The organism is Mesorhizobium sp. M8A.F.Ca.ET.021.01.1.1 (assembly GCF_003998025.1).
Taxonomy (GTDB): Bacteria; Pseudomonadota; Alphaproteobacteria; order Rhizobiales; family Rhizobiaceae; genus Mesorhizobium.
In genome coordinates, this window is sequence record NZ_RZSJ01000727.1 from 1 (window position 1) to 2,690 (window position 2,690).

Annotated in this window: 4 protein-coding genes; 1 reads left to right on the plus strand and 3 read right to left on the minus strand. The window is 61.4% G+C overall.

Annotated elements, in window-relative coordinates; genetic code table 11:
* Positions 1-866 (minus strand): Asp-tRNA(Asn)/Glu-tRNA(Gln) amidotransferase subunit GatB (gatB, locus tag EOA36_RS32925; RefSeq protein ID WP_127280951.1); only part of this gene is annotated, 866 nt, incomplete at its 3' end.
* A 291-nt stretch (positions 867-1,157) separates the two neighbouring features.
* Here gatB and EOA36_RS32935 point away from each other — a divergent pair.
* Positions 1,158-1,415 carry a YjhX family toxin gene (locus tag EOA36_RS32935; protein WP_127280952.1) on the plus strand — a complete coding sequence of 86 codons (258 nt, stop codon included), beginning with the start codon at positions 1,158-1,160 and terminating at the stop codon, positions 1,413-1,415.
* A gap of 48 nt (positions 1,416-1,463) precedes the next feature.
* Here EOA36_RS32935 and EOA36_RS32940 read toward each other — a convergent pair whose 3' ends face one another.
* Together EOA36_RS32940 and EOA36_RS32945 are read right to left on the minus strand one after the other, a co-directional pair.
* A complete protein-coding gene (locus tag EOA36_RS32940) occupies positions 1,464-1,895 on the minus strand; it encodes a CBS domain-containing protein (protein ID WP_127280953.1) in 432 nt (143 codons plus the stop codon).
* 87 nt (positions 1,896-1,982) lie between these two features.
* On the minus strand, positions 1,983-2,690 hold a 708-nt coding region (locus tag EOA36_RS32945; protein WP_145969441.1), incomplete at its 5' end, for a rhomboid family intramembrane serine protease.

Sequence of the window (2,690 nt, forward strand, 5' to 3'; positions counted from 1 at the left end):
TCTTCCTTGGAGCGCATCGAGCGCGTCTCGCCCTTGACGGCATCGAACAGCCGCGTTTCCTGATCGATCTTGCCGCCGTCCTCGAGGATAGCGATCTGCCGGCGCGCCTCGTAGTCGATGGCCTGGCCGATGAAGCGGATCGAATTCATGTTCTTGATTTCGCAGCGGGTGCCGAATTCGCCCCCTGGCCGGCGCACCGAGACGTTGACGTCGGCACGCAGCGAGCCTTCGTCCATGTTGCCGTCGCAGGTGCCGAGATAGCGCATGATGGTGCGCAGCTTGGTCACATAGGCCTTGGCCTCGTCGCCGGAGCGCAGGTCGGGTTTCGACACGATCTCCATCAGCGCCACGCCGGAGCGGTTGAGGTCGACATAGGACATGGTCGGGTGCTGGTCGTGGATCGACTTGCCGGCATCCTGCTCCAGGTGCAGGCGCTCGATGCCAACCTCGATGTCCTCGAACTCGCCCTGGCGGTCGGGACCGACGGAAACGATCACCGTGCCCTCGCCGACGATCGGCTGTTTGAACTGCGAGATCTGGTAGCCCTGCGGCAGGTCCGGATAGAAATAATTCTTCCGGTCGAAGACCGACTTGTGGTTGATCGCCGCCTTCAGGCCCAGGCCGGTGCGGATCGCCTGCTTGACGCATTCCTCGTTGATGACGGGCAGCATGCCGGGCATTGCCGCATCGACTAGGCTGACATTGGCATTGGGCGCAGCCCCGAATGCGGTCGAGGCGCCGGAGAAGAGCTTTGCCTCCGAGATGACCTGAGCGTGAACCTCAAGGCCGATAATGATCTCCCAGTCGCCGGTGGCACCTGATATCAGGCGTTTTGCGTCGGGTGTACGGGTATCGATGATGCTCATGGCCTGCCGTCAAATTCCGGATGATTGCCGAATGCGCTGCACATTCAGCAGGTACAAATCGTACCCGCTTCGCTAGTGCAAACTGCCAGAAGAGACAAGCGCAAAGCCTCGGTCTGGCCTTCCCAGCCATTTTCGCCTATAGGACGCTCATCCCAATGGAGAGTGGATGTCCACTTACGCTCAGTCCCGGTAAGGCCCTGACCTCTCGATGAGGCAGGGCAGAAAACCTGAAACCCCGTGCCGCGAAGCTTCGCGGCGGCGGCATTTTTCGTTTTCCCGGAAACTCTTCACATGGATATTTCGCGTACTGAACAGCGCATCCTGCACCTGCTCGCGCAGGGCGGACGCATTGAAATCGAAAAGAACGACAAGAAAAGGATCGCTTCCGTCAAATGCCTGACCCGCGACGGCTGGCATTATCCTGACGTCGATCTCGACCTGTTTCGAAAATTGAAACGCAAGAAGGCGGTTTCGTCGTCGGGCGGCGGGCCCTACCGCATCACAAGGCGCGGGCTCGCACTCGTCCGCTCCGAACTCGACAACAGATAGACCAGGGTTCCGCCGGTCGGCCCTCCGGCCGGCGGCTTCTTTCACAGTTCAGGCGGTGGCGATGTAGGCGCGTATTTCCTCGGCCTCCCGCTCGACGTCCTCGATGCGGCGCTTGACCACGTCGCCGATGGATACGATGCCATCCAGCAGGCCGTCCTTTTCCACCGGCAGATGGCGGAAGCGGCCCCGGGTCATGATCTCCATCACCTCGTTGACGGTGTGGTTCTCATTGCAGATCTTCACCTTCGGCGTCATGGCCGAGCGCACCGCGATGTCGAGCGCGGCGGCTCCTTCCTTGGCGATCACCCGCACGATGTCGCGCTCGGAGAGGATGCCGACGATCTTGCGATCGCCATTGGTGATGACCAGTGCGCCGATCTTGTGTTCAGTCAGGATGCGAATGGCTTCGCTGAGTTTTTCGTTGGGCCCGAGCGTCAGCACGTCATGGCCCTTGCTCTCGAGAATTGCCTTAACTGTCATGGCGTCCTCCTCTACTTTGCCAACCGGTTCCTGACCTGACCGGTTTTCGCATAAGAGTGAACATCGTGCGCCGTGATGGGTTGCATTTCAAGTGTGGTCGGGCGCTTCCCATTCAGGCGCTTGCCATCCCCTGTCGAACCAGCGCAGGCCGAAGAAGCCCGCGACAAAGCCGCCTATATGGGCCTCCCAGGCGATCTGGCCGTCCACGCCCGGCGCGAAACCGAGAAGGCCGGTGGCGAGATTGATGATCATCCACATGGCCAGGAAAATGACGACGCCGCGCGAGCGCAACACGATCGCGACCGGCAGCACCGGGCCGGCGAAAGCAGCCTTGCCGGCCGAGCGGTCGGTGTGGAAGCCAAAGCGCGCCGCGGCCCCCATCATGCCCGATATGGCGCCCGATGCGCCGACCAGCGGCGCTTCTCCGTATGGATGCATGGCCCAGAAGAGCGCCACCGAAGCCAGTCCGGTGGCGGCAAAGAACAATGCGAACCGGAGCGCGCCGAGACGATTGGCCAGCGGCGAGCCAAAGGCGGCGAGCCAGACCATATTGATGGCGATATGGGCAAAGCCGCCATGCATGAAAGCGTAAGTGAAAGGCCGGGTGAAAAGGAACCAGTCGAAGCCGTATTGGCCGGTATAGAGGACCGGAATGAACGCCCCGTCATAGAGCAGCGTCATTTGCTGGGCGTCGTTCAGCACATATTGCTGCAGCAGATAGACGATCGCGCAGATGCCGATCACCGCCAGCACGATCGGCGGCAGGTTGAACACCGGCTCACGCGCCGGCGGCGG

Coding starts and splice junctions, on each gene's coding strand:
- EOA36_RS32940 (WP_127280953.1), bottom strand. CDS start 1,895: ATGACAGTTAAGGCAATTCTCGAGAGCAAGGGCCATGACGTGCTGACG.
- EOA36_RS32935 (WP_127280952.1), top strand. CDS start 1,158: ATGGATATTTCGCGTACTGAACAGCGCATCCTGCACCTGCTCGCGCAG.